23 protein-coding genes are annotated in these 25,364 nt (G+C 64.6%); 4 read left to right on the top strand and 19 right to left on the bottom strand.

Annotation, left to right across the window (positions count from 1 at the left end; genetic code table 11):
- On the top strand, positions 1-242 hold a 242-nt coding region (locus RJQ10_RS17465), incomplete at its 5' end, for an HNH endonuclease signature motif containing protein (RefSeq protein ID WP_350148664.1).
- A gap of 253 nt (positions 243-495) precedes the next feature.
- Here RJQ10_RS17465 and pgeF read toward each other — a convergent pair.
- Both pgeF and rluD read right to left on the bottom strand, forming a co-directional pair.
- Complete coding sequence (gene pgeF, locus RJQ10_RS17460; RefSeq protein ID WP_350148663.1) at positions 496-1,278, bottom strand: peptidoglycan editing factor PgeF; 783 nt, start codon at positions 1,276-1,278, stop codon at positions 496-498.
- A complete protein-coding gene (gene rluD, locus RJQ10_RS17455; RefSeq protein WP_350148662.1) occupies positions 1,250-2,227 on the bottom strand; it encodes a 23S rRNA pseudouridine(1911/1915/1917) synthase RluD in 978 nt (325 codons plus the stop codon). The genes pgeF and rluD overlap by 29 nt, the downstream gene beginning before the upstream one ends.
- A gap of 91 nt (positions 2,228-2,318) precedes the next feature.
- Here rluD and RJQ10_RS17450 point away from each other — a divergent pair, with 91 nt between their 5' ends.
- Positions 2,319-3,200, top strand: a complete 882-nt coding sequence (locus RJQ10_RS17450; RefSeq protein ID WP_350148661.1) for an outer membrane protein assembly factor BamD — start codon at positions 2,319-2,321, stop codon at positions 3,198-3,200.
- Between the two features lie 6 nt (positions 3,201-3,206).
- Here RJQ10_RS17450 and RJQ10_RS17445 read toward each other — a convergent pair whose 3' ends face one another.
- Entirely contained in the window at positions 3,207-4,838 is a 1,632-nt protein-coding gene (locus tag RJQ10_RS17445; RefSeq protein ID WP_350148660.1) for an NAD+ synthase, read from the bottom strand.
- A 157-nt stretch (positions 4,839-4,995) separates the two neighbouring features.
- On the opposite strand from RJQ10_RS17445, the gene RJQ10_RS17440 reads away from it, so the two are divergent.
- Together RJQ10_RS17440 and RJQ10_RS17435 are read left to right on the top strand one after the other, a co-directional pair.
- Entirely contained in the window at positions 4,996-6,621 is a 1,626-nt protein-coding gene (locus RJQ10_RS17440; protein ID WP_350148659.1) for a sensor histidine kinase, read from the top strand.
- A 5-nt stretch (positions 6,622-6,626) separates the two neighbouring features.
- Positions 6,627-8,000, top strand: coding sequence for a sigma-54-dependent transcriptional regulator (locus tag RJQ10_RS17435; protein WP_350148658.1), 1,374 nt, complete (start codon positions 6,627-6,629; stop codon positions 7,998-8,000).
- Between the two features lie 12 nt (positions 8,001-8,012).
- Here the strand turns inward: RJQ10_RS17435 and RJQ10_RS17430 are convergent, their stop codons facing one another.
- The 16 genes from RJQ10_RS17430 to RJQ10_RS17355 all read right to left on the bottom strand — a co-directional run.
- Positions 8,013-8,474, bottom strand: a complete 462-nt coding sequence (locus tag RJQ10_RS17430; RefSeq protein ID WP_350148657.1) for a type IV pilin protein — start codon at positions 8,472-8,474, stop codon at positions 8,013-8,015.
- Entirely contained in the window at positions 8,471-11,125 is a 2,655-nt protein-coding gene (locus RJQ10_RS17425; RefSeq protein WP_350148656.1) for a pilus assembly protein, read from the bottom strand. Before RJQ10_RS17425 ends, RJQ10_RS17430 begins: the two co-directional genes overlap by 4 nt.
- A gap of 17 nt (positions 11,126-11,142) precedes the next feature.
- On the bottom strand, positions 11,143-11,688 hold the full coding sequence (locus RJQ10_RS17420) for a hypothetical protein (RefSeq protein ID WP_350148655.1): 546 nt from the start codon (positions 11,686-11,688) through the stop codon (positions 11,143-11,145).
- Between the two features lie 4 nt (positions 11,689-11,692).
- Positions 11,693-12,706 carry a PilW family protein gene (locus RJQ10_RS17415; protein WP_350148654.1) on the bottom strand — a complete coding sequence of 338 codons (1,014 nt, stop codon included), beginning with the start codon at positions 12,704-12,706 and terminating at the stop codon, positions 11,693-11,695.
- Positions 12,703-13,308 (bottom strand): type IV pilus modification protein PilV, encoded by a 606-nt coding sequence (gene pilV, locus RJQ10_RS17410; RefSeq protein WP_350148653.1) that lies wholly within the window; start codon positions 13,306-13,308, stop codon positions 12,703-12,705. The genes RJQ10_RS17415 and pilV overlap by 4 nt, the downstream gene beginning before the upstream one ends.
- Positions 13,305-13,856 carry a GspH/FimT family pseudopilin gene (locus RJQ10_RS17405; RefSeq protein WP_350148652.1) on the bottom strand — a complete coding sequence of 184 codons (552 nt, stop codon included), beginning with the start codon at positions 13,854-13,856 and terminating at the stop codon, positions 13,305-13,307. The genes pilV and RJQ10_RS17405 overlap by 4 nt, the downstream gene beginning before the upstream one ends.
- A 142-nt stretch (positions 13,857-13,998) precedes the next feature.
- Positions 13,999-14,949: a 4-hydroxy-3-methylbut-2-enyl diphosphate reductase gene (gene ispH, locus RJQ10_RS17400; protein ID WP_350148651.1), complete on the bottom strand. Its 951-nt coding sequence runs from the start codon at positions 14,947-14,949 to the stop codon at positions 13,999-14,001.
- On the bottom strand, positions 14,949-15,425 hold the full coding sequence (locus tag RJQ10_RS17395; RefSeq protein ID WP_350148650.1) for an FKBP-type peptidyl-prolyl cis-trans isomerase: 477 nt from the start codon (positions 15,423-15,425) through the stop codon (positions 14,949-14,951). The genes ispH and RJQ10_RS17395 overlap by 1 nt, the downstream gene beginning before the upstream one ends.
- Positions 15,422-15,919 carry a signal peptidase II gene (lspA, locus tag RJQ10_RS17390; protein ID WP_350148649.1) on the bottom strand — a complete coding sequence of 166 codons (498 nt, stop codon included), beginning with the start codon at positions 15,917-15,919 and terminating at the stop codon, positions 15,422-15,424. Before lspA ends, RJQ10_RS17395 begins: the two co-directional genes overlap by 4 nt.
- Complete coding sequence (gene ileS / locus RJQ10_RS17385; RefSeq protein WP_350148648.1) at positions 15,912-18,716, bottom strand: isoleucine--tRNA ligase; 2,805 nt, start codon at positions 18,714-18,716, stop codon at positions 15,912-15,914. The genes lspA and ileS overlap by 8 nt, the downstream gene beginning before the upstream one ends.
- Before the next feature lie 26 nt (positions 18,717-18,742).
- A complete protein-coding gene (gene ribF, locus RJQ10_RS17380; protein ID WP_350148647.1) occupies positions 18,743-19,705 on the bottom strand; it encodes a bifunctional riboflavin kinase/FAD synthetase in 963 nt (320 codons plus the stop codon).
- 77 nt (positions 19,706-19,782) lie between these two features.
- Positions 19,783-21,306 carry a murein biosynthesis integral membrane protein MurJ gene (gene murJ, locus RJQ10_RS17375; protein ID WP_502880254.1) on the bottom strand — a complete coding sequence of 508 codons (1,524 nt, stop codon included), beginning with the start codon at positions 21,304-21,306 and terminating at the stop codon, positions 19,783-19,785.
- Between the two features lie 102 nt (positions 21,307-21,408).
- Complete coding sequence (locus RJQ10_RS17370) at positions 21,409-22,029, bottom strand: NUDIX domain-containing protein (RefSeq protein ID WP_350148645.1); 621 nt, start codon at positions 22,027-22,029, stop codon at positions 21,409-21,411.
- Positions 22,019-23,035: an aspartate carbamoyltransferase gene (locus RJQ10_RS17365; protein ID WP_350148644.1), complete on the bottom strand. Its 1,017-nt coding sequence runs from the start codon at positions 23,033-23,035 to the stop codon at positions 22,019-22,021. The genes RJQ10_RS17370 and RJQ10_RS17365 overlap by 11 nt, the downstream gene beginning before the upstream one ends.
- A gap of 81 nt (positions 23,036-23,116) precedes the next feature.
- Complete coding sequence (gene sbcB / locus RJQ10_RS17360) at positions 23,117-24,565, bottom strand: exodeoxyribonuclease I (protein WP_350148643.1); 1,449 nt, start codon at positions 24,563-24,565, stop codon at positions 23,117-23,119.
- Between the two features lie 4 nt (positions 24,566-24,569).
- Positions 24,570-25,364 (bottom strand): fumarate hydratase C-terminal domain-containing protein (locus RJQ10_RS17355; RefSeq protein WP_350148642.1); only part of this gene is annotated, 795 nt, incomplete at its 5' end.

Below are 25,364 nucleotides of genomic sequence, written 5' to 3'. Positions count from 1 at the left end.
TCGTGCCGGAGCATATTCGCCGGGCCCTGCGCGAGCGGGACGGGGTCTGCCAGTATCCCGGCTGCCAGGAATCAGAGTATGTGGATGCCCACCATATCCAGCACTGGGCCGAGGGCGGGGAAACGCGGCTGGACGATCTGGTGACGCTGTGTCGCTTCAATCACCGGCAGTTGCACCGCGGATGCTTCGATATTCGTCTCAACGGCGACTCCGCGGAGATTGTCGCACCAGCGGATGACTAGCCACTGCATTGTCAGGGGCAGCGGGCTCCATGGGGAGAAGAATCCATCGGGGGAAGAAGTTCCTTTAGCGGGAAGAAGTGTCCGTTGGGGCAAGAAGCCTCCATGGGGAGAAGACGTGTCCATGGGGGAGGTAAAGAAGCCTCCATAGGGGAAGAGCCTCCCTTGAAACTACGGAGACCTTTCTGGTGCCCAGGACCGGAATCGACAGTCTGGCGCTCGGGCATTCCGGCCGCTACGATCGCGATGAATGGGCTCAATTCAGCTGGATCAGGCTGGCCATGCGGCCTGTGGTGCCATCGCGGCGGTAGGAATAGAAGCGCCGGGGGTCGCTCAGGGTGCAGAGCCCGCCGCCGTACACGGCACCGACACCAGCCTCACCCAACCGAATTCGGGCCAGGGCGTAGAGGTCCAACAGGTAGTGGTCCACGCGAGGAGCGGTTGCAAAGGCGGCTTCCACTTCGACCGCTGGGCTAACGGCCACCGCAGCATCGGTCGCTGCTTGGAGGGCTACCTCAATAAATACATCGCGCACTTCGGGACCGACTTCAAATGCGGTCGGGCCGATTGCCGGACCCAGCCAGGCCAGCAGTTCGCCAGGGTCGACTGGCAAAGCGGCCACGGTAGCCTCAAGCACTCCGGCGCAGAGACCGCGCCAACCGGCATGCGCGGCCGCAACCACGGTAGCTGAGCGGTCACAGAACAGCACAGGCAGACAGTCAGCAGTTAGCACCGCACAGGCAATGCCGGACTGGTCCGTCCAGCAGGCATCGGCCTCGGGCACAGCGCAGCCGCGGGAGGCATGCACCACATCAATACCGTGGACCTGCTGCAGCCACTGTATTGCCGTCCCGCCTGGCAGCGAGCGCTGCAGCATGGCGCGATTGACCTTCACCGCCCGCGGGTCGTCACCGACATGATCGCCGAGATTCAGCCCCTGCCATGCACCCACGCTGGCACCGCCCTCCCGGGTTGTCACCAGGGCACTGACCGCCGGGGGCGCCGGCCAGTCAGGCCTGATCAGGACGGGGGCCGACACAGTCTTCCTCGGTCAGAACCTGCAGCAGCTCCACCATGTCCGGTGGCAGCGGGCAGTCAAACTGCATTTCCTCACCGGTCACGGGATGAATCAGGCCCAGCGCCTCCGCGTGCAGGGCCTGGCGGGGAAAGCCGCGCAGGGCATCTATCAGGCGGTCGGACGCGCCTTTCGGAATCCGCGGGCGACCGCCGTAGACGGGATCGCCAATCAGGGGGTAATGGCGATGAGCCATGTGCACCCGGATCTGGTGGGTGCGTCCTGTTTCGAGGTTTACCGCGATGCGAGTGTGGTGGGCGAAGCGCCTGGTCACCCGGTAATGGGTAATCGCGGGCTTGCCGCCGGTGGCAACCTCGGCCATCTTCTTGCGCTGCCGGGGGTGGCGTCCAATGGGTTCGTCGATGGTACCGCCGCCGGTCATGGCGCCTATACAGACCGCACAGTACTGGCGTTTGACAGTGCGGGCCTGCAGTTGCGCTACCAGGTGGTGATGGGCGCCAAGGGTCTTCGCTGCCACCATCACGCCGGAGGTTTCCATGTCGAGGCGGTGCACAATGCCCCCGCGGGGCAGTTGCGCCATACTGGAGGCGTGGCCGATCAGGGCATTAACCAGGGTGCCATCCGCATGACCCGCAGCGGGATGCACCACCAGGCCGGCCGGCTTGTTCAGTACCAGAATGGCCTCGTCCTCATAGAGGATATCCAGCTCCACGGCCTCCGCCTGCCAGCTGACCTCGTCCTCCAGCAGTGCATCCACGACCAGCTCACTGCCGCTGTGCACCTTGTCCCGGGGACGGCACTGGTTGCCGTCGGCCAGCAGTTCGCCGCGCTTGATCCAGGTCTGCAGGCGGGAGCGGGAATACTCGGGGAACAGGCGGGCCGCGGCCTGGTCCAATCTTTCACCGTCGAGCTCGGGGCTCACCTCGGCCCGGACGCGGATTCTGTCTGTCATGGGAATTCCTGTTTAAGCCCCGGGTGCAATGTGGTTAAATAGGGCGCTTGAATCAAATTCCAAGTCTATCACGCCAGCGGTTGCCACCTTGTTGAAATCATTGAAAATCACGACTGCACTGCTGCTCGTCGCCCTGCTCTTCGGCTGCGCCAGCAAGGACGAGCTGGACGGCATGTCCGCCGACAGCGGTGAACAGCAGATGTACGATAACGCCCAGCGCTACCTGCGCAGCCGCAATTTCGACCTGGCGGTACGCAGCCTGCAGCTGCTGGAGTCGCGTTACCCCTTCGGCAAGTATGCGGAGCAGGCCCAGCTGGAACTGATCTACGCGCACTACGGCGCGTTCGAACATGAGGCGGCGGTGGAGGCCGCAGACCGCTTCATCCGACTGCACCCGCAACACCCCAGCGTGGACTACGCCTACTACATGAAGGGCCTGTCGGCCTACAGTGCGAAATCCGACATCTTTGCCCGCTTCCTGCCCACCGATGAAAGCAGTCGCGATACCAGCCATGCCCGCGAGGCCTTCGCCGAGTTCGCCCAGCTGGTCGCCCGTTTCCCTGACAGCCCCTACGCAGCGGATGCCAAAGCGCGCATGGTGCACTTGCGCAACCTGCTGGCCCGGCATGAAATCCTGGTCGCCAACTACTATTTCCGTCGCGGCGCCTACCTGGCGGCCGCCAATCGGGGGCGCTATGTGGTGGAGAACTTCCAGCGCACCCCGGCCGTGGCTGACGGGCTGGCGGTAATGGCCCAGGGCTATATTCTGCTGGGCATGAACGATCTCGCTGAGGACGCCATCGAGATTCTCAAGCTGAACTACCCCGACTACCCTTCGCTGGGCCGGGATGGCAACTTCGTCAGCGATTACTCCCTTGACGGACCCCAGCGCTCAATCGTCAATCGCGCCACTTTCGGCCTCTTCGATCCACCGGAAGTCCCACAGTTCGACAGCCGCGCGCTCTACAAGTAAGGCACCTCAGTCCCCCAGCGACCAGGCGGATGTAATCGGGTAGCGGCGATCACGCCCAAAGCCGCGACGGCTGATCCGCACGCCAATCGGCGCCTGCCGGCGCTTGTACTCGTTCAGGTCCACCAGGCGTAAAACCCGATGCACCTGCTCCGGATCCAGCCCCAAGGCAATGATGGCCGACGCACTGAAGTCCTGTTCCACGTAGAGCTCCAGGATTCGGTCCAGCACCGGATAGGGGGGCAGGTTGTCCTCATCCTTCTGGTCCGGCGCCAGCTCGGCTGAGGGCGGACGATCTATCACCCGCTGGGGAATGCACGGGCGCAGGCTGTTGCGATAGCGGGCCAACTCAAACACCAGGGTCTTGGGTACGTCCTTGAGCACGTCGAAGCCGCCGGCCATATCGCCGTAGAGCGTGGAATAACCCACCGCCAGTTCACTCTTGTTACCGGTGGTCAGGACCAACAGGCCTTTCTTGTTGGAAATGGACATCAGCAATACCCCGCGGCAGCGGGCCTGGAGGTTCTGCTCGGTGGTATCTACGCGCGTGCCGGCAAACTCCTCCAGCAGGCCGGCCATGAATGCCTCGTACATCGGCTCGATGGAGATCACCTTGTGTTTTACGCCCAGCATCCGCGATTGTTCAGCGGCGTCCTCCACGCTTATCTGTGCGGTGTAGCGGAAGGGCATCATCACTGCCTCAACCCGCTCCGGCCCCAGGGCCTCCACCGCAGCCACCAGAGTCAGGGCGGAATCTATACCACCTGACAAGCCGAGCACGACGCCGCGGAAGCGGTTCTTGTTGACGTAGTCGCGCAGCCCCAGCACCAGTGCCTGCCATACCGCTTCCAGTTCATCCAGCGGCGCCGCGACCTCCAGGCCGCTGAAACCAATGCCGGCGTCGGTCTGCGAGGCCTGCAGCCAGTATTCCCCTTCGACAAAGTTGGGGGCAGCTGCCACCAGCTCGCCGTGAGCGTCGACTGCGAAAGAGCCTCCATCGAACACCAGCTCATCCTGTCCCCCCACCTGGTTCACATAGACGATGGGGCAGGCATTGCTGCGCGCGCGTTCCGCCACCAGTTCCCAGCGCTCGATGCGCTTGCCGCGATGATAGGGCGAGGAATTGAGGTTCAGGATCAGCTCCGCGCCGGCCCGCGCGGCATCGCGCACCGGGCCCGGCTCCCAGATGTCCTCACAGATGGTAAGCCCCACCCGCATGCCGGCCACATCTACCACGCAGGGGCTGTCGCCGGGCTGGAAATAGCGTTTCTCGTCAAACACCTGGTAATTGGGCAAGCATTGCTTGTGGTACTCCGCGACAATTTCACCCCGGTGCAGCACCGCCGCGGCATTGTACAGGGCGATGCCCTCTCGCCGCGGATAACCCAGCACCACCCAGGCATCGCCGGTCATGGCCTCGCAAATGGTTCGCAAGGAGTGGTTCACGCGCAGCTCGACGCTGGGGCGCAACAACAGGTCCTCCGGCGGATAGCCGCTAAGCGTCAATTCAGGAAACACCAGTACCGGGGACGAGACCTGCTCCTGGGCACGTTCCAGCGCCGCGATCACCCGGGCTGTATTGCCCTCAAAGTCGCCTACCTGGGTGTTCATCTGTGCCATGAGGATATTGAGACTGGTCATGCGGCTACCGCTTGCGCTGTCAGAGAACCACCATTTTCCGGGAAACGCCGCGCCGCTGCCAGACCCGGGTCACATTTACCCGGTGAGAATCGCTGGTCCACCGGCCTACCGGGCCTGCTACACTAGACGCTTCCCGGCAACCAGGCCCTGTGCGCGAGTGAATCGACCCGCGATCCTCACCAAGCCCGCTCCCCAAGGCGCCAGCAAGCAAAACCTGCTGCTGTTTCGCATCTATGTCGGTTACCGTTCCCTGCTGTCGGTGGTGTTGCTGATCATGCTGGTCAGCCCCAATACGCGCCAGCTGGTGGGGGTGCTCAACCCGACACTCTATGTCAGCGTTGCGCTCGCCTACCTTGCCACCAGTGCGCTGCTGCTGGGTTCACTGGCGGGTGACTGGCGCTACAACCAGCGCGCACTGTTCGCAGTCTTCCTCGTCGACATCGTTGCCATCGTACTGATGACCGACGCCAGCGGCGGCATGGAGAGCGGCCTGCCGGTCTTGCTGGTGATTACCGTGGCCGCCGCTGCGGTCATGATCCCCAACCGCACTCTGGCTACCCTGATCGCTGCTCTCAGCGTCCTGGCCACGCTCGCCGATACGGTCTGGCTGTTGCTGCGCGGAGCACTGGACATCAACGCGCTGTTCCCGGTGGGCCTGCTGGGGCTGCTGATTTTCGGCGTCTCCCTGATGGTCCAGTTCATCGCCAGCCGACTCGGCAAGGCAGAGGAACTTGCCCGCTCTCGCGCCAGCGACCTCTACAACCTGCAGCGACTCAACGAGCAGATTGTCCAGCACATGCAGACCGGCATCCTGCTGATCAGTGACAACGGTACCGTGCGCGTGATGAACAAGGCGGCGAGCCTGCTGCTGTCACCGGATCGGCCGATCACCATGGAGCAGGGACGCAGGCTGGGAGACTACAGCGAGGACCTGTCCCGCCAGTTCGAGCACTGGCGGGACAACGGTCAACACCGGGCGCAGCCGTTTCGGGTAACCGAATCGGCGCCCTCCGTAATCGCGCATTTTCGCGAATTGCAGCCGGGGACCGAGCGCGAGACCCTGGTGTTCATCGAGGACTATACGCCGGTGACCCAGTACGCCCAGTCCCTCAAACTGAACTCCCTGGGGCGCCTGACGGCAAGTATCGCCCACGAGATCCGCAACCCGCTCGGAGCGATCAGCCACGCCGCTCAACTGCTGCTGGAATCACGGGAGCTGGCAGAGTCCGACCGCCGCCTGGCAGACATCATTCAGCACCACAGCCGCCGCGTGAACCAGACCGTGGAAAGCGTGATGCAGATTTCCCGCCGCGAGCCTCCCAAGCCCGAGTACATTCCACTGTGTCAGTGGTTGCCGGACTTTGTCGGCAAGCACCTTGATGGGCTGCAGGATGAGGCCGAGATCGCCGTGCACTGCAGCTACCCCGATCTGTTGGTGGAATTCGACCAGGAAAACCTGCAGCGGGTGCTGGGAAACCTGCTGGACAACGCCCTGCGGCACAGTAAGATGGCCACAGGCCGCGAACGGGCGCGGATAGAAGTGGCTCTGGATTTCAGCAAGAACCAGTGTTTGATTGACGTTATCGATGAAGGCACTGGCGTACCGCTGCAGGAGCAGTCGAAACTGTTCGAGCCTTTCTACACCACCGTGCAGGAAGGCAGCGGTATGGGCCTGTTCCTATGCAAGGAGTTGTGTGAAATCAACAACGCCGACCTGTACTATCGAACCACCAGCCAGGGCGAAAGCTGCTTTCGGGTGGCGCTGAACCAGAGGGAACTGTAGCCAACGTGAGTTCTCAAACCGTACTGATTGTCGATGACGAGCCCGACATCCGTGAGCTGCTGGGCATAACCCTGAGCCGCATGGGCCTGAATTCCCTCAGCGCCGCCACTCTCGGCGACGCCCGCGAAAAAGTGGCGCAGCTGCGACCCGACCTGTGCCTGACCGACATGCGCCTGCCCGATGGCAACGGCATCAGCCTGGTCGAGTACATTCAGCAGGAGTTCCCGGATATACCGGTGGCGATGATCACCGCTCACGGCAGTGTCGAAACCGCTATCGCCGCCTTAAAGGCCGGAGCTTTTGACTTCATCAGTAAACCCATCGAACTGGAACGTCTGCGCAACCTGGTGAGTTCCGCGCTGCGACTCAGTGACACGACGGCACCGAGCACCGATGATGACGGGCAGAGCAGCCGTCTGCTTGGCAACGCACCACAGATTGTCGCCCTGCGCGGCAAGATCGGCAAACTTGCCCGCAGCCAGGCACCAGTTCATATCTATGGCGAATCCGGTTCTGGCAAGGAGGTCGTCGCGCGCCTGATCCACAGTAATGGTCCCCGCGCCGAGAAGCCCTTCATTGCCGTCAACTGCGGCGCAATCCCCCACGAGTTGATGGAGAGCGAATTCTTCGGACATCTCAAGGGCAGTTTCACGGGTGCCAATCGCGACAAACTGGGCCTGTTCCAGGCCGCCGAGGGCGGCACGCTGTTCCTGGACGAAGTAGCTGATTTGCCCCTGGCCATGCAGGTCAAGCTGCTGCGGGCGATACAGGAGAAAGCGGTGCGCCCGGTAGGTGGCGGTGAAGAGCTGGGCACCGACGTCCGCCTCCTGAGCGCAACCCACAAGAATCTGGCAGCCGAAGTTGCGGCAGGCTACTTCCGCAATGACCTGTACTATCGCATCAACGTCATAGACCTGCAGGTGCCGAGCCTGCGGGAACGGTTGGAGGACTTGCCGATTCTGGTGCCGGCCCTGCTCACACGCATCTGTACCGCCATGGACATGCCGCTACCCACCGTCGCACCCGCGGCCATGGCTGCCCTGCAAACGTACCGCTTTCCGGGCAATGTACGGGAACTCGAGAACATACTCGAACGCGCGGTGGCCCTTGCCGAGGGTGACGAGATCGGCGCGGGAGACCTGCAATTCGCACCCCAGCCCTCAGCCACGCAACTATCCGTCGGCGGCGCTCGCGGAGAGGGGCTTGATATAGAGGCGGCCTTCGGCAATCTGGAAGGGTACCTTGAAGATATCGAGCGCCAGGTGCTCAGTGCCGCCCTTGAGCAGTGCCGCTGGAACAAGACGGCCACCGCCAAATTGCTCGGCGTCAGTTTCCGCAGCCTGCGCTACCGGCTACAAAAACTGCAGCTGGACGACTGAAGTACTCGCAGCCTACCAGCACTCTTGCGGCCCGCCCGCTCCCGACGCCATTCGCACGCCGTCGGAATCAATACCCAGGGTACCGCAGTGCTGGTCCCCCGCCTGCACCCCGACCGGACGCGCCAGCGCCAAAAAGCGATAGTCGCCATCTTCCTGCAGGGAAATTTCATACACAGCCCCCGCCGCAACCTCCCGGCCCTGTGGACCGATGCCGACAACGTCTGGGAGCGAATAGCCCAGGGCCATCAGGTCACGGGCATAGTGATGATGATTGATAAAAAAGTGTTCCTGCCGCGCCGCCAACTGCAGCAGTTCCGCAGTGGCAACCACCCGCCGCGCTTTGCGTACCTGCTCCGAATATACCGGCAGCACCAGCAGCAGCAACACCCCGAGTAGCAGTGTGACCACCAGTACTTCCACCAGGGTGAACCCCTGAACGCGGCAATAGCGACCATACCCCTCAAGGACGTTCACAGGCGGTCGACACCGGGCTGACGCCAGTATATCTGCAACAGGCGCGGCCCCAGCGCGCGCTGCAGTGGACACGGCAACAGGGCGCCATCCGTTTCACCCGGCACATCGGCGCCGCCAGAGGGCAGCAGGAGATGGTCGTCGAGACGGAGCATTTCCGCCGGGATACCATCCCCCAGGGCGTAATCGCGGCGACCGCCCGTCAGGGCGGCGGCGTCCGTGAGTGCCATGGCATACAGCCTCCCCTGCCCCGGCACGCGCGCGCAGGGGTCGGTGGACGGGCTGAAACTGGTCATGAATACCCGACCCGCGTCTACCACAGGCTTTGCCAGTCCCTTTTCGCCGGGGCCCCGCAGGGCGACTCGCCAGCCCTGCATCGAGATGTCGTCGCAGGGTTCCAGTGTGTCGTTGCCGCAGCCGGTCCGGTCAGCGAGCTCAGCGAGTCGCAAAGGCTCCCGTTCCCGTACCGCGGGGTCGCCGCTGGTAGTGAGAGAGTCCCTGAGATAGAAATGGTAGTTCGCGACTCCGATGGCAGCGGGGTCCGCGCGGTTGCCGCTGGAAATCAGTATCCCGTCCACTGCCTGGCCCTGCCCGTTCCGTGTCTGCACCAGCTCGGCCGCGTGGAAGAAGCGACGGTCATTGGCACCGGCACCCCCGAGCTCCGCAAACAGGCTGATCGACCAGTGTTCGGCGCGATGGTCGGCAGCGCCGCCGTGCCCCGGCGGCAGATCAACCCGCCAGATACGGCCACCGGTATCACCCACATAGAGACGGTGCAGGTAGCCGCCGGCGTCTGTCAACGCGGCGACCTCGGCGGGGACGCTGGCCCCCAGTTCGGCGTGGGCAAAGTGTCGGTTACTGCGGGTGCCGGTAGCCCCCTGAACCGCCTTCCACACCAGATCGCCACTGTGCGCATCGACAATATAGACAGCGTTGCCCAGCGCCGAGCCACCGGGCGAAGCGCGGTCGTCCCGATAGCCACCGCCAAACACCAGTACTTCGCGGCTGCTGCCACCGAACTTTACCTTGCCGACAACCGGCGTGGAGAAGCTGAGGCCAAGATCATCGAAGTCGCCTCCCCTTGTGCGGGTTATCCTCCACTGCAATCGCGGTGGCCGGGACGGATCACTGATATTGAGCGCGTAGTAGCTGGACCCACCGCGCCGCAGGCCGACATAGACCAGGGCCTCATCCCCGTCCTCCACCCGCAGGTTGCCATCCCCGTTGCGATCACGCAGCAGGGCTACCGGGCTGCCATCAATGCCGTAACGAAGGTCTGCTGCCGGCAGGGCGTTGTCCCGGCGCGGGCGCAGATTGCCCAGCAGCTCACGCGGGATAAACCCGTACAGCTCGCGGCCACTTTCCTCGCCCGCTGCATCGGTGTTCTCCAATACTCGCAGCAACCCATCCCCGCTGCCAAACAGAATCCGGATATTGGGATTGGCCCGACTATAGCCGGGGCCGACAGCGCCATAGTTGATTCCCAGGGGGCGCGAGTGGAGTACTTCTCCCAGCAGCCAGTCCCGGGCGCGAGGTGGGCCCGCACCCTCCTCCCAGCCACGTGCCCAGCGCAGCAGCGCCAGCGCCTCCTGGGGGTCCTCGGTAGCCAGCCAGGGCGCCAGCTCCAGGGCAGTCTGCAGATCGGCATGGAGCGGCAACAAGTGGGAGCCAGTGTTGCGCTCGGTAAACAGTTGGCGGCTGCCGACGCCGTTGACATCACCCACCGTATCCAACCCCGGAGCCAGGCCGGGAATCTGCTGTCCGGCGCCGCCGCGGGCCACCGTCGCGCCGTCAGCGCCAGGCACGCCCTCTGTACCTGCACTCAGGGGCGGCAGAGCAGCGGTATCAGTCCAGAAGGTCACCGCTCGGACGCTGATCTGTCCGCGCATCGGCCCCTCCTGTTCCAGACCCGCCTGATCCCGGCTGTCGACAACCTCACCCAGCATCGCGGGAACATCCTGCAGACCTGTCTGCGCATCCGGACGTGCGCTGCTCACCAACCTCAGTTTCTTCAGGTTTCCGCGCCAGCCAATACGTGGCCGCGCTTCGAACAGGCCGAGGTAGAGGTCGCGAGACGCTCCTCCGGAAATGCCTTGGGATCGCGGACCCAGACCGCTCACCAGACTCCCGCCCCTGCTCACTACGCTGAACAGCGCCTCTGAGAGTTCACGTCGCATAGCCACGGGATCCGCTGCTGACAAAGCGACCGCCCCGGGTAAGTGGCTGGCGCTGAGCTGCAACACCTGAAACTCTGCACAGCTGTCTTGACCGGGCGATGCCGACTCCCGGTGGACGAGCAGGTACAGCGGCTCAACCGCTGCCTGTTCCTCTCCGGGCTGCAGCTCAAGTTGAGCGGTGATGGCAGCGGCTACCGACGCGCGCTGATCCCCCAGCCGGCGGTATTCCGGCGCCGGACCGGGGTCCCTGGACAGGCTCATGGCAAACCGGATATCACTGAGTTGGGGCGATGCCAGCAGGGTCTGGAGTACCCGGGATAACTCCGGGGGGGCCGAACGGGACTCAACATCAAGCACCAGCAACAGGTGTAATCGCGCGGGGTCGGGCACGTGTAGCGCCATGTCATCCGCGTGCCCGGAGCACGACAATACCAGCAACATCCAACACAGACCCAGGCGATAAACCATCTCTCTCATGTCGACCTCCTCTCCCATCAGGGCCAATCTGAAGGCACCAGCAGGGCCACACCCTGCACCACCCGGGCACTGCCGAGGGCGACCGGACTCCCGTCAATGGCTACCTGCACTTCAAAGTTCGCCACCCGCCAACCAGCGACGCCGGAGACCTCTGCCTGCGGCAGACGCAGCCCCGGCGCCGGCGCCAGCCGGGGACCCATACGGGTGATCCGATAATCGACCACAACGTTCTCTGGCAGCGAGTGGCCCGCCGGCGCGGCAGACAGGATGGGCCGTGCGCAGGCTGTGCCTTCCCCGCACAGGCTGTCTCCGACAGCGAGGTCGAGGGGAAAGTGCGCCGGATTCGCGGCCAGGGCCTGGGCGATACCCCGGGCTTGCTGCAGTGCCTGCTCCCGGAACTGGTCATTACCCGCCATGCGGAACTCCAGCGCGCTGACCCGCAATACAGTGCCGGCAATTAGCGCCAGCAACAGCAGGAAGACCATCACCAGCAACAGGATATAGCCGGGGTCACCCTGCACGGTCGCGCACCCTGCCGGCTGCGGGTCCTGCTCACAGGGCACAGGGCTATTCCGCCAGCGGCCAGACGGCCGCATTGCGCAGTTGCACGGTGGTACTGAACACTCGCCGCAGGTAGCCGTCGCCCGCGAGGTCCAGGGTGGCCTGACCGAGGCTGTACCGGCGCCGGTCACGGTAGCCCCGCAATGGCGTCAGCCCGCGCTGGAGCAGATGAACTCTCGCAGTGACCGCCCGCTGCAGTTGCCCCGCAGTGGGATGACGCAGATAGTTGTCCGGCACACCATCGCCAGACTCATCGATTCCAAGCTCCAGCACCAGGTACTCGACCCCTTCCACCAGGCACTGGGTCAGCATGCCCGAGGGCGCCAGACCCTCCGCGCACAGCGTCGGTATCGCGTCAGCCGGCGCCGCGGAGTAGCGCCGGACGTAAAAAATGCGCGGGTGCAGGCGCCAGTACCAGGCGCCGCTGCCCGCAGCTGCTTCCGCGGCATCAATGCGGCCCGCCTGCCACCAGTCGGCGTCCCCGGTGTGCTCGCGCCAGCGCAGGTACCAGTGCCCGCTGTCCACGGCGGATATCTCCGCTGCATAGACACCATTGGCCAGAGTAGCTTCGCCCGCCACGCGCCGTATCGCCAGAAGATCACTGCCCCGCTGCAGGGCCGAAGCCGGCAGGCAGTCCAGACTGACACCACCCAGCGTCAACGGGACACCACCGCGGTATTCCGGCTGCAGATCGACCGCCGGCGCTGGACCCAGGGGCCAGCGCCCGGTAGCACCGCAACCGGGCCCCGTCTCTGGCGGCGCGGGCAAGGCGCTGCCGGCCAGGCCGCCGAAGAACCCGGCCAGCAGCAGTTCCCGTCGCAGCAGGTTGATCGCATAGCGGCCGTTCTCCTGCACTCGCGCCAGTTCGTCGTCGGCCAGGAACTGCCGTTTGGACCCGAGATACAGGGCCACGACCGCGGACGACAGCAACAAACCAAGGGCCAGCGCCACCAGCAGGGAGATCAGTGACGCCCCCGCTTGCCCCGGGCAACCCCCGCTCCTGCCCTGCCCGGGGTTCACCACCCGACTCCCGCAACGGGAGCGCCGATCCAGCTGTGCATGACCAGCGCGCGGCGCAACTCATCATCCGCGCCGTACCAGCCGCGGCCCGCCCCGCAGGCGAACTCCGGGTCGGTGGCCAGGGGCTCAAGGCCACGCCAGGCTATGGCGACAGAGACCCGGCCCGCAGCGACGGCAACGCAGACCCGGGGCTCAAGCAGGCCGCCGGTGGACTGTTCCGGACCAACGACGCTGACCAGCTCCACGGCCCCGCCAAGCAGCTGCATCCATTCGGCGAGATCATCGCGGGCAAGCTCCGCGGGAGTGCAGCCGAAGCTGCCACCGGAAGTCACCGCAGCCCCGGCACAGGCAGACGAAACGGGTGCGGCAATGTCCGCCGGGGACGCATTGTCCAGAGTGAAGGCCTGCAACTGGCCGGGATTACTGCGCATACGTTCCAGCAGATCGCGTGCCAGCCCCGTGGCGATGGACCGCTGCCGCGCTTCCAGGGCGTTTTTCCTGGCGTTGACCTGGGCGCCGAAGATCCCCAGCAGGCCCACTGTAAACACCAGCACTGCCACCAGCACCTCTGTCAGGCCCAACCCTGATTCGCGGCTGTTCACAATGGTGGCTCCAGGGGGCACTCCCCCCAGTCTCGCACCAGCCGAGAGCGACCGACGATATTCATCACCAGGCTCCAGGAAGCCAGTTGCGGCCGTACGCGTGAACAGAGCATGAGGGTACGATTACGGCCCGCCGAGCCATCGGGCATAAAGGTGATGAGTTCGTCCGCCAGCCGGGTGCCGCTGCGGTTGCTGAGCTGGAGCTGGGAGTGCAGCGGCAGATAGGCCTGCAGCAGACTGCCGGCACTGACCTCCGGACTCCTGCCGGGATTGCTGAAAACTATCCAGCCGGCGCTGTAGTCACCGTGGCAGTCAAGGCTGGCGGAGACCGCGTAACTGGAGGGGCACAGGCTGACGGGAATATTGCGCCGCACCGCCTCGCTGCGGGCCAGGTTGAGTGCCGTCAGCAAGCGAGTGGCCTCGGCCCGCATCAGGGTCTTCTGCTGCAGGCTCTGGAAACCGGGGACCGCGACCACCGCGAGAATCCCCAGCAGCGCCACGACCAGCATCAGTTCCACCAGGGTCAGGCCCCGGACTGGTTTCCGCATCGACATCCTGTCCACGCAACACCTCCCTGTTGCCTTTCAGCTTAACGGGCGCGCAGCGCATTGCCAGCGAACGGTGGGATCTGATGAAAGCCGGACAGATGGGATCAGGGGGAGTGCCGGCACCGCTGTGCGGCGGGACAACTCAGATATCGCGGCTGGGGATACGCAGTTCCCGCGGCAGGGAGAAGGTCACATTTTCTGGCCGCCCGACCAGCTCCATCGGGGCGTCCGCACCCAGGGCCTGCAGCCCCTGCACCAGCTCGGCGACCAGTACCTCCGGCGCGGAGGCACCCGCGGTCACGCCAATGCGACGCTTGCCCTGCAGCCAGGCGGGGTCGATGTCCCGGGCACTGTCCAGGAGGTGGGCTTCGGCCCCCATGCGCTCCGCCAGTTCTCGCAGGCGGTTGGAATTGGAGCTGTTGGGGGAACCGACCACCAGCACCAGGTCGCACTCCGCCGCCAGTTGTTTAACCGCGTCCTGGCGGTTCTGGGTAGCGTAGCAGATGTCATCCTTGCGCGGCCCCTGGATATGCGGGAAGCGACGGCGCAGGGCATCGATCACCCTCGCCGTGTCGTCCACGGAGAGCGTGGTCTGGGTGACGTAGTAGAGTTTCTCGGGATTGCGCACCACCAGACTGGAGGCCTGTTCCTCGTCCTCCACCAGGTAAATATCGCCACCGGCGCTGCAGTCATACTGGCCCATGGTGCCCTCCACTTCCGGGTGGCCGCGGTGACCGATCAGTACGCATTCGCTGCCGTCATCACTGTAGCGCGACACTTCGATATGCACCTTGGTTACCAGCGGGCAGGTGGCGTCGAACACTTTCAGTCCACGCCGGCCCGCTTCCCTTCGCACCGCCTGGGAAACCCCGTGGGCACTGAAGATCACGATGCAGTCGTCCGGCACCTCCTCCAGCTCATCGACGAAGATGGCACCTCGGGAGCGAAGATCATCCACCACAAACTTGTTGTGCACCACTTCGTGGCGGACATAGATCGGCGCGCCGAAACGCTCCAGCGCCCGGTTGACGATATCGATGGCGCGATCTACCCCGGCACAGAACCCCCGGGGATTGGCCAGCCGGATGTCCATCAGTGCAGCTCTGCCGGCTCGACCCGATGGACAAGCACATCAAACAGAATGGTGCGCCCGGCAAGGGGGTGATTGAAGTCCACGGTCACATCCTCCTCGTCGAAAGCCACGATCAGGCCCGGCACCTCACCCCCGGCAGCATCGGCGAAGGAGAACACCAGGCCGATCTCCAGCTCCGCGTCATCGTCGAAGTGTTCGCGGGCGATGACCTGGACATTGTTGTCATTGGGCTGGCCGAAGGCATCCTCCGGCGGTACGGTAAACATCTGCCGCTGGCCGGGACCCATGCCGAACAGGCACCGCTCGAAGCCGGGCAGCAGGCTGCCGTCACCGACGACAAAGTCCACCGGTTCGCCGCCAAAGTTGCTGTCCACCTCGGAGCCGTCATCAAGGCTGACAGAAAAATTCAGGAACACGCGGGTTCCTTCTCCTACGGGTACATCCATGGTCGGGGTAGTGTACTCAGAAATAGTCATTTTCCTCCGCTGCCATTCGGCCGCGTGGCCAGCAGGCTATCGAGAATCATCAGGGCAGCACCGACACTGATAGCCGAGTCTGCAATATTGAAGGCGGGAAAGAAATAGCCGCCGTAGTGTACCGAAATAAAATCCACGACATGGCCCAGCGCCACCCTGTCCCACAGGTTGCCCAGCGCGCCGCCAAGAATCAAGGCCAGCGACAGGGGCAGCAGGCGCAGGGTCGGTGGCAGGCGATGCAGCCAGACCACCAGAATCCCGCTGATCACCACCGCAACCCCGCTGAAGAAATAGCGCTGCCAGCCCCCTGCATCGCTGAGGAAGCTGAAGGCGGCACCGGGATTGTACTGCAGCGTCAGGTTGAACCAGCTGGTAAGCACCAGCGGCCGGCCATAGTCGAGGTACTGCTCCGCCATGCCCTTGGAGAGCTGGTCGAGAACAATGACCAGCAGCGCCACGGCGTACCAGCCAGCTGTCGGGAGATTCCTAGGCAAAGTGGCGTTGCTCCCCGGGCCCGTCGATGTTCTCAACGCAGCGGCCGCACAGGGTTGGATGGGCGCCGTGGCTGCCCACGTCCGGCCGCCGGTGCCAGCAGCGCTCGCATTTCTCCTCCTCTGCCACTCTGACCTGCAGGCGCAGCCCCGCGAACTCGGTTGCCGCGGCCGTCCCGGGGGCGGACGCCAGTGGCTGCAATGTCGCGGCGGAGGTGATGAGCACGAAGCGCAGCTCGTCTCCCAGGGGCTCTAGCAGGGCCTGCAACTCCGGGGAGACGAACAGGGTTACCCCGGTATCCAGCGAGCCGCGCACCAGGCCCGCCGCACGCTGCACCTCGATCTCCCGGTTGACCGCTGCGCGCACGGCCATCACCTGCTGCCAGTAATCCCTGCCCATCGGCTCGTCATCAGCCACGCTGTGGAGCTGGTCATACCACTGGCACAGAAAAACGGATTCCGCCCGTGTGCCGGGCAGGTTCTCCCAGATCTCCTCGGCCGTGAAGCTGAGGATGGGCGCCACCCAGCGCACCAGCGCCTCGGCAATGTGGTACAGGGCGGTCTGGGCCGAGCGCCGGGCGCGGCTATCGGCGCGGGTGGTGTACTGGCGATCCTTGATCACATCCAGGTAGAACCCGCCCAGGTCGTGGGCGCAGAAAGTGTGCAGCTTCTGGTAGATCAGGTGGAACTGGTAGCCCTCGTAAGCCTGCTCGATCTCCGCCTGCAGACGCGCCGCGCGGTCGATTGCCCAGCGATCCAGAGACAGCATGTCCGCAGCCGGCAGAGCGTGCTGCGCCGGGTCGAAGCCGTTGAGGTTGGCCAGCAGGAAGCGGGCGGTGTTGCGGATGCGGCGATAGGCGTCGGCGGTGCGCTTGAATATCTCGTCCGACACGGCCACCTCGCCGCGGAAATCGGCTCCCGCCACCCACAGGCGCAGGATATCGGCTCCCAGGTCGTTCATCGCCTTTTTCGCCGGGATAATGTTGCCCAGGGATTTGGACATCTTGCGACCCTGCCCGTCCACGGTGAATCCGTGGGTGAGCACGCTCTTGTAGGGAGCCTCGCCATAGGCGCCTATGCCGGTCAGCAGCGAGGACTGGAACCAGCCGCGGTGCTGGTCGGAGCCCTCCAGGTAAAGGTCCGCAGGGGCCTGCAGCCCCTCCCTCTGCCGCAGTACGCAGGCGTGGGTCACCCCGGAATCAAACCAGACATCCAGGGTATCGGTGACCTTCTCGTATTCGGCGGCCTCCTTCCCGAGCAACTCCTCGGGCTCGAGGTCAAACCAGGCGTCGATGCCCCGTTCCTCGATACGCACGGCCACCTGCTCCATCAGCTCGCCAGTGCGCGGATGCAGTTCGCCGCTCTCGCGGTGGATGAACAGGGCGATGGGGACACCCCAGGTGCGCTGTCGGGAAATGCACCAGTCGGGCCGACTGGCGAGCATGGCGTCGATGCGCGCCTTGCCCCATTCGGGCAGCCACTGCACCTCCTCCACCGCCGCCTGTGCCCCCCGCAGCAGGCCGTTCTGGTGCATGCTGACAAACCACTGCGGGGTGGCGCGAAAGATGATCGGCGTTTTGTGCCGCCAGCAGTGGGGATAGGAGTGCTCGTAATCCTCGTGGTGCAGCAGGACACCCCGCTCACGCAGCATATCCACGATGGCGGCATTGGCCTTCATTACGTGCTGACCGGCGAAATAGGGGGTTTCAGGCAGGTAGACTCCGTTGCCGCCGACGGGGTTGTACACCTCAAGCCCGTATTTTTCGCCCACCACGAAGTCGTCCTGGCCATGGGCCGGGGCGGTGTGCACGGCACCGGTACCGGCCTCGGTGGTAACGTGTTCGCCAAGCACCACCAGCACCTGCCGGTCCAGGAAGGGGTGCTGCAGCCATTGCCGGTCCAGCGCCGCGCCCTTGCAGCGCCCCAGCACGGTCAGGCCCGGCAGGCCAAAGCGCTCGACACAGGCCGGCGCCAGCTCCTCCGCCACCAACAGTGCCCTGCCGTCACCCTCGATCAGGACATAATCCAATTCCGGGTGCAGGCTGACGGCCATACTGGCGGGCAGGGTCCAGGGAGTGGTGGTCCAGATCGGCACCGCAATCTCGCCGGGGTACTGGCTGCCGCAGGCTGCGTTTACCGCCGCCGGATCCAGTGCCGCGTAGGCCACGTCGATGGCCGGCGAGTGCTTGTCCTTGTACTCCACCTCGGCCTCCGCCAGGGCAGAGCCACAGTCCAGGCACCAGTGTACCGGCTTGAAACCCTTGTGCAGGTGACCGTTGTCGATGATGCGCGACAGAGTGCGTACGATATCCGCCTCGAAGCGGAAATTCATCGTCAGGTAGGGGTTGGCCCAGTCGCCCAGCACACCCATGCGCACGAAATCCTCGCGCTGTGCATCCACCTGGCTCGCGGCGTATTCGCGGCACTTCTGGCGAAACTCAGCGGCCGTGACCTTGCCCCCGGGCTTGCCCACCTTCTTCTCTACATTCAGCTCGATGGGCAGGCCGTGGCAGTCCCAGCCGGGCACGTACGGGGCGTCAAAGCCCGCCAGGCTGCGGCTCTTCACGATAATGTCCTTCAGCACCTTGTTCACCGCGTGACCGACGTGCAACTCGCCGTTGGCATAGGGTGGACCATCGTGCAGGATGAACCTGGGGCGGCCGGCGGCGGCCCGACGGACTTTCCCGTACAAATCCATCTCCTGCCACTGTTGCAAGCGCTGCGGCTCCCTCTGGGCCAGACTGGCCTTCATCGGGAACGCCGTCTGCGGCAGGTTCAGCGTGTCCTTGTAATCACTCATGCAACTCTCAATCCCGTTCCAATACGTTAGCCGGCGCGGACTTTGCCGGTACTGTTTCCATGTGTCTCCAGCCAGCTGCGGGCATCGGCCACGTCGCGCACAATCTGCTGCTGCAGACTGTGGACAGAGTCAAACTTGTGCTCCTCCCGCAGCTTGTGCAGGAAGGTCACCTCCAGGTGCTTGCCATACAGCTGGGGCTTGTCGTCCATGACGTGCACTTCCAGATTGGCCCGGATGCTGTCATTCACCGTAGGCCGGGTACCGACATTGGCCACTGCGGGGGCGTTGTCCAGGCCGGCGCCGCTGACAGTCACCGCATACACTCCCGAGAGGGGCGAACGCAGGCGGTGCAATTCCATATTGGCCGTGGGGAAGCCGAGCTCGCGGCCCAGCTGGCGGCCATACACAACCTTGCCGCTGATCCGGTAAGGGCGGCTCAACAGCCGCTCAGCCAGGGTAAAATCCGCATCCGCCAGCGCCTTGCGGATGCGGGTACTGCTCACCCGCTCCCCTTCCAGCTCGAAAGTTGTGGTGGAGCCCGCCTGGTAGCCGTAGCGCAGGCCCTGCTGCTGGATGAGATCGATATCGCCCTGACGGTCGTTGCCAAAGCGGAAGTCGTCCCCCAGCACGATGTAACGCACCCCCAGACCGCGCACGAATATCCGCTCGAGAAACGTCTGGGCGGAAGTGGAGCGCAAGCTTTCGTTGAAATGAATACGCAGCAGGCGATCCACCCCCAGCGCCTCCAGCGCCAGGAATTTCTCCCGGAAGCTCATGATCCGCGCCGGGGCATCCAGTGGTGCCAGGTACTCTCGCGGCAGCGGTTCAAACACAATGACCGTCGACGGCAATCCAAACTCCGCCGCCTTGTCCTGCAGCTGCCGGATCACCGCCTGGTGACCGAGGTGGACACCGTCGAAGGCGCCTATCGTGGCCACGCAGGGCCGATGGGACGGCCCCAGGTTGTGCAGGCCTCTGATGAGCTCCATGAGGTGGGGGAATGCCCTGTCCAATCAAACGCAGGAGTATAGCGAAAAGAGCCGCCATAGCCTATGGCGGAGCGGCCTCAGGCGGGCGGCACCGGGGTCCGCAAATGCCTGAGCCGGGTGCCCAGCGCGATATGCACCCCCAGATAGACGACGCCGCCGACGCCGCAGGTCAACGCCAGCCAACACGCGCGCTGAGGCAGGCTCCATGCCAGCCAGGTGGCCGTCGGTGGGCACAGCCAGAACACGGCGACCACCATGGCCGCGGTGGCCGCCAGCAGCCTGCCGCCGTAGGCCCCCCAGCCCGGCTGGAACACGAACACGCCTTCCCGCAGCAGGCCACGCAACAAGAGTCCGGCATTGAGGAAGGCGGCCACGCTGGTCGCCAGCGCCAGACCAACGTGGCCGGTGTTGTAGAAGTGCAGCAGCGGCAGCACAAATGCCAGGTTGAGCACCATGTTGGCCACCATGGCAATGATGCCAATCTTGACCGGGGTGACCGTGTCCTGCCGCGCATAGAATCCCGGCGCCAGGACCTTGATCAGCATGAAAGCGGCCAGGCCCACGCAGTAGGCTTGCAGGCTCAGGGCCGCCATGCCCACATCCTCCGGGCGGAACTGGCCGTACTGGAACAGGGTTACCAGGATCGGCTCTGCCAGCACCACCAGGGCGGCGGCCGCCGGCACGGCGACCAGCAGCACCGAACGCACGGCCCAGTCCAGAGTCTGGCTGAACTGGTGCATCCGCAACCCGGCCCGGTGAGAAGAGAGGCTGGGCAGAATCACGGTGGCGATAGCCACGCCGAAAACGCCCAGGGGCAGCTCCATGAGGCGGTCGGAGTAGTAGAGCCAGGAGACGCTGCCGGTAGGCAGGAAGGAAGCCAGCACGGTGTCCAGCAGCAGGTTGATCTGGCTCACCGAGACTCCGAACAGGGCCGGCACCATCAACTTCAGGATCCGCCGTACACCCGGGTGCCGGGTGTCCCAGCGCGGTCGCGGCACCAGGTCCAGGCGGTACAGGAACGGCAACTGGAACAGCAGCTGCACCACCCCCGCCAGCGCCACCCCCCAGGCCAGGGCGAATACGGGTTCATCGAACCAGGGCGCCGCCACCAACGCCGCCGCAATTAATGACAGATTGAGGAATACCGGGGTCAGCGCCGGCACCGCAAAGCGGCCGTAGCTGTTGAGAATCGCACCGCAGAAGCCGGTCATGGAGATCAGCAGCAGGTAGGGAAAAGTGATGCGGATCATTTGCGCCGTCAGTTCGAACTTGTAGGCATCGCCAACAAAGCCGGGAGCAAACAGGGCCGCCACCAGAGGCGCAGCCAGAATGGCCAGGCTGGTGACCACCAGCAGCGCCCCCCCCAGCACCCCCGCCACGCGATCAATCAGGGCGCGGACCGCGGCGATGCTCCCGTCCTCCTTATAGTCCGACAACACCGGCACGAATGCCTGGGCAAATGCCCCCTCGGCGAACAGGCGGCGCAGGAAATTGGGGATCTTGAAGGCGACAAAGAAAGCGTCGGCATTGGCGCTGGCGCCCACGACCGCCGCCATCACCACATCCCGCACCAATCCCAGCACCCGCGACAGCATGGTCATGCTGCCCACCAGGGCACTGGAGCGCAACAGGCCGGGACTGGAGGGTCCGGTAGGGGTGGTCGTACTCACAGGCGCGGGCTCACAGGTCGACGCCGTCCACCGTTACCGGCCCCAGCGCTGGCGCAGGGCATCGCCCTGCAATTGCAGCCACTGCAGCGCGATCAACGTGTGCCCGTTGGGAATACGGTCCTGTGCCAGCAGCTCCAGGGCATCCCGGCGGGAAACGCGGTGCACGAGGATGTCCTCACTCTCCCCTGGGGCTCCATGTACGCCACCGACACCCGCAGTGGTGACGCGGCCGCAGAACAGGCGCACATGCTCGGAACAGGCGCCGGCACTGGGGTAGTAACTGGCGATGGGCAACAGTTCAGACAGCTCACAGGCGGCCTCCTCCGCAGCCTCGCGATGGGCAACCTCCACATCGCTCTCGCCTTGCTCGACCACCCCGGCGATCAGTTCCAGCATCCAGGGCGTGGCGGGATCACCCAGTGCGCCGGGCCGGAACTGCTCGATCAGGATCACGGAGTCGGTCTCGGGCTCATAGGGCAGGACGCCAACGGCGTCTCCACGCTCGAACACCTCCCGCGTCAGCGGTTCGCTCCAGCCGCCGCCAAACAGCCGATGGCGCAGGGTGAGGCGCCGCATGCGGAAATAGCCCTTGTAGGCGATGCTGTCCTCCAACACCTGCGCGGCATCGGCGGCAAAGGTCAGCTCAAAGGCCATCGAAACGCCCGCCGGTGTACCAGTTGACGTCGCGCGCATGCCTGTCGACCTGGTCCGCCACATCCAGCACCAGGGCAAACAGCGCCATGCGCACCAGCATGCCGTTGTCAGTCTGGCGGAAGATGGCCAGGTTGGGGTTGTCGTTGAGGTCGTCGTCCAGCTCCCGCGCAGTGACCCGGGAATCCCGGGGCAAGGGGTGCATGATCACGGTGTTCGGTTCACAGTGTTCAGTGTAGATGCTCTGGTTCAGGCGGAAGCGGCCGCGGTAAAGATCCGCCTCCTGCTGGGAGCTGAAGCGCTCCTCCTGAATCCGCGTGGAGTAGACAATATCGACGTGGCGGATGCTCGCTTCCAGGACTTCCGACTCGAGCACCTTGTGTCCCGCCACCCGCAGCTGCTCGACAATTGACGGCGGCATGCGCAGCTCCGCCGGCGATACCAGTACCACCTGGATACCATCGAACAGGCACAGCAGCTTGCACAGGGAATGTACGGTGCGGCCGAAGCGCAGATCGCCGACCATGGCAATCCTCAACTGGTCGATCCCGCGACCGGCCAATTCCTTCCTGATCGTGTACAGATCCAGCAACGCCTGGGTGGGGTGTTCATTGCTGCCGTCACCACCATTGAGCACCGGCACCCGGCTGGCAGCGGCAAACTCGGCCACTGAGCCCTCCTGGGGATGGCGCATGGCGATCACATCGGAATAGCCGCTCAGCACCCGCGCGGTATCGTACAGGGATTCCCCTTTGGCGATGGCCGACATTTCGAAACCGGTGGTCTCACGCACTTCCCCGCCCAGCAGGTTGAACGCACTGCCGAAACTGACCCGGGTGCGGGTGCTGGGCTCGAAGAACATGGCCCCGAGAATTGCCCCGTCAAGCACCTTGGTGACGCGGCGCCGGTGGGCATAGGGCTGCATGCGATCGGCGACCGCGAACAGGTGTTCCACATCCGGGCGCTCGAACTGGGCGATGGAAAGAATATGGCTACCGGCAAACTGCACGCGATCTGACTCCGGGGCTGGTGAGCAGCCATTATACGGGCTGGTCGGCGGACTTGCCCATGGGCCCGGGTGATTCCTGCCTCAGGCCAGTAGCGTGTCGCTGTACTCCAGCAGGTCGTGCAGCAATTGCTGTTGCACCGGGGGACGGTCCTCCTGCAGCAAAGCCTCGACCAGGGCCAGATACTCCTCGAGGCAAATACTGGCGCCCGCGTCCGGCTCGGTGATGCGCTGGAAGCGAAATTCGTCCCACTGGGCCCGCTCCGCCGCAGACAGGCTGGCGGGGTAATTGCGCGCGCGGTACCGGAACAGCATCTCCGGCAGACGCGCGTCCTCAAAGGCGAAACTCTGCTGCGCCAGCTGCTCGGGGGCAGTGGCGCGGATGGCATCCATGGTGCGGCGATCGTGGTCGGAAAAAAAACCGCCCCCGTAGAGCATTCGATCGGGGTCGACGATCGCGGGGAAGCTGCGACCCTGATAGACGCCCTGCACCTTCGCCGTCATGCCAGCACCCTCCTGCTGCCGCCATTCCCGCAACCAGGCCAGATGCCGACGACAGCGTTCCCCGTCCAGCCCAATGCGGGCGGCAATCGCCGGATCCGCCATCTTCGCCGGCACCAGCACCGGACAGCGGTTGGTATGCACAGTCTTCAACCCTGGCCGCTGCTGTTCGGGCGCCAGCTCATCGCGGCGCGCAAACAGCAGTTCCCGCAGCCTCTCTGCGGACAATTCCCGCAGGGGCGCCGGATCGGCACTGAGATCAAAGCAGATCACCTCGTTGCGGTTGTCCGGGTGCGCCGCCAGTGGCACCACCAGCGCGGTGTTGAAGCGCTCGGCGCCGAACATGCCGGAGATGTGCAGCACCGGTTTCATGGCGGGAATATCCAGCTGTGCCTGCACCGCACGCTTGTCGCGGCTGCGCAGGACATAGTCATACAATTTCGGCTGCCGCTCCCGCACCAGCCGCGCCATGGCGATGGTGGCCTGCACATCCGACAGCGCGTCATGCGCCGCAGTATGCGCGATCCCGTTGGCCGCGGTCAGCTCTTCCAGGCGGAAACTGGCGTGGCCGTCCTCCCGCAGAGGCCATTCGATGCCCTCCGGGCGCAGGGCCCAGGCGGTGCGCAACAGGTCGATAATGTCCCAGCGGGAGTTGCCATTCTGCCACTCGCGGGCATAGGGGTCGAAAAAATTGCGATAGAGTGTGAAGCGGGTCACTTCGTCGTCAAAGCGCAGGGAATTGTAGCCCACCCCGCAGGTTCCCGGGCGAGCCAGTTCAGCGTAAATCCGGGCCATGAACTCGCACTCGGGCACGCCCCTGTCCAGCGCCAGCTGGGGGCTGATGCCGGTGATCAGGCAGGCCTGGGGATGGGGCAAAAAATCATCGGCGGGGCGGGCGTAGATGACCAGCGGCTCGCCGATCACGTTCAGCGCGGCGTCGGTGCGCAGCCCGGCGAACTGCACCGGGCGATCCCGGGAGGGATCCGCACCGAAGGTCTCGTAGTCGTGCCAGTAAAAGCTCGCCGCGGCCATGGGCTCAGATGAGCTCTATGGCCTGTTCTTCGATCTTTGCTTTCCAGATTTTCGGGCCCAGCTCGTGTACGGATACGCCGCGGGAGTCCACCGCCACGCTCACCGGCATGTCCTTCACTTCGAACTCGTAGATCGCCTCCATGCCCAGTTCCGGAAACGCGACGACCCTGGCGGAGGTGATGGCCTTGGACACCAGGTAGGCAGCGCCGCCCACCGCCATCAGGTACACGGCCTGGTGTTTCTTGATGGCCTCGATACCGGTGGGACCGCGCTCGGCCTTGCCGATCATGCCCAGCAGACCGGTATGCTCGAGAATGAAGTCGGTGAACTTGTCCATACGGGTAGCGGTGGTCGGACCGGCGGGACCCATGACCTCGTCGCGAACCGGATCCACCGGGCCGACGTAATAGATGAAACGCCCCTTGAGGTTCACTTCCGGCGGCAGGCCCTCGCCGCTTTCGATCAGCTCTTTCATTTTCTTGTGGGCGGCGTCGCGGCCGGTCAGCATCTTGCCGGACAGCAGGAGGGTGTCACCGGGCTGCCACTGTGCGGCCTCGGCCCGGGTAACCGTATCGAGATTGACCCGGCGCACCTGCTCACCGACCTCCCAGGTGATGTCCGGCCAGTCATTCAGGTCCGGGGCTGTCTGCAGCGCCGGGCCCGAGCCATCGAGGACGAAATGGGCGTGGCGGGTAGCGGCGCAGTTGGGGATCATGGCTACTGGCAGGGACGCAGCGTGGGTCGGGTAGTCCTTGATCTTTACGTCCAGCACAGTGGTCAGGCCACCCAGCCCCTGGGC

The organism is Haliea sp., from assembly GCF_040222615.1.
Taxonomy (GTDB): Bacteria; Pseudomonadota; Gammaproteobacteria; order Pseudomonadales; family Halieaceae; genus Haliea.
Note: the sequence above shows the minus strand (reverse complement) of the source record. Positions and strands in the feature narration are given on the sequence as shown.

Coding starts and splice junctions, on each gene's coding strand:
- rluD (WP_350148662.1), bottom strand. CDS start 2,227: ATGACAGACAGAATCCGCGTCCGGGCCGAGGTGAGCCCCGAGCTCGAC.
- ribF (WP_350148647.1), bottom strand. CDS start 19,705: ATGGAGCTCATCAGAGGCCTGCACAACCTGGGGCCGTCCCATCGGCCC.
- ileS (WP_350148648.1), bottom strand. CDS start 18,716: ATGAGTGATTACAAGGACACGCTGAACCTGCCGCAGACGGCGTTCCCG.
- murJ (WP_502880254.1), bottom strand. CDS start 21,306: ATGACCATGCTGTCGCGGGTGCTGGGATTGGTGCGGGATGTGGTGATG.
- ispH (WP_350148651.1), bottom strand. CDS start 14,949: ATGGACATCCGGCTGGCCAATCCCCGGGGGTTCTGTGCCGGGGTAGAT.
- RJQ10_RS17405 (WP_350148652.1), bottom strand. CDS start 13,856: ATGCGGAAACCAGTCCGGGGCCTGACCCTGGTGGAACTGATGCTGGTC.
- RJQ10_RS17370 (WP_350148645.1), bottom strand. CDS start 22,029: ATGGCCTTTGAGCTGACCTTTGCCGCCGATGCCGCGCAGGTGTTGGAG.
- RJQ10_RS17445 (WP_350148660.1), bottom strand. CDS start 4,838: ATGACCAGTCTCAATATCCTCATGGCACAGATGAACACCCAGGTAGGC.
- RJQ10_RS17425 (WP_350148656.1), bottom strand. CDS start 11,125: ATGAGAGAGATGGTTTATCGCCTGGGTCTGTGTTGGATGTTGCTGGTA.
- RJQ10_RS17395 (WP_350148650.1), bottom strand. CDS start 15,425: ATGACTATTTCTGAGTACACTACCCCGACCATGGATGTACCCGTAGGA.
- sbcB (WP_350148643.1), bottom strand. CDS start 24,565: ATGGCCGCGGCGAGCTTTTACTGGCACGACTACGAGACCTTCGGTGCG.